Origin of the sequence: Xanthobacter autotrophicus (genome assembly GCF_030015065.1) — a bacterium.
Classification (GTDB): domain Bacteria; phylum Pseudomonadota; class Alphaproteobacteria; order Rhizobiales; family Xanthobacteraceae; genus Xanthobacter; species Xanthobacter autotrophicus_D.
This window is the reverse complement of the sequence record NZ_JAIVFN010000513.1, coordinates 1-405: the sequence shown is the minus strand read 5'-3', so window position 1 is coordinate 405 and position 405 is coordinate 1. Positions and strand designations below refer to the sequence as shown.

At 60.7% G+C, this 405-nt stretch carries 1 protein-coding gene; it reads left to right on the top strand.

Going from position 1 to position 405, the window contains the following annotated elements; all coding sequences use genetic code 11:
• The coding region (locus tag K9U40_RS24285; RefSeq protein WP_282892599.1) for a hypothetical protein at window positions 1–254 on the top strand (254 nt) is incomplete at its 5' end.
• Window positions 255–405: the final 151 nt, after the last annotated feature.

Here is a 405-nt window from a genome sequence, read left to right as displayed (position 1 = left end):
GGATGTCCGTCGATCCGGCAGGCGCGAACGGCACGATCAGGCGCACCGGCCTGACCGGGAATTCCATTCCTGCAGCACCCGCACCGCCTGCCTGGGGGCCCTGCGCGAACGCCGCCCACGGCAAGGATGAGCCCGCAACGCAGAAAGCAAGCGCTTTTCGACGGGACAGCAGGTGGGGGACTGACATGGAACGGGCCCCTTCTTTTGATAAATATGATGAAAAAGATCCAAAAAACATTTTGAATTCCTTGTAGCGGAAGTCTAGAAGCCGGATTCGCCGAATGGTCGGCGAACTTTCCGGATTCCGGAGAATGGAACTATGCCGTCCCATTCCACGGATCATGCGCTTTACCGCAGCGCGGGACCAGGGAAATCCCCACCCGCCGGCGCCACGCCGCCGGAGGA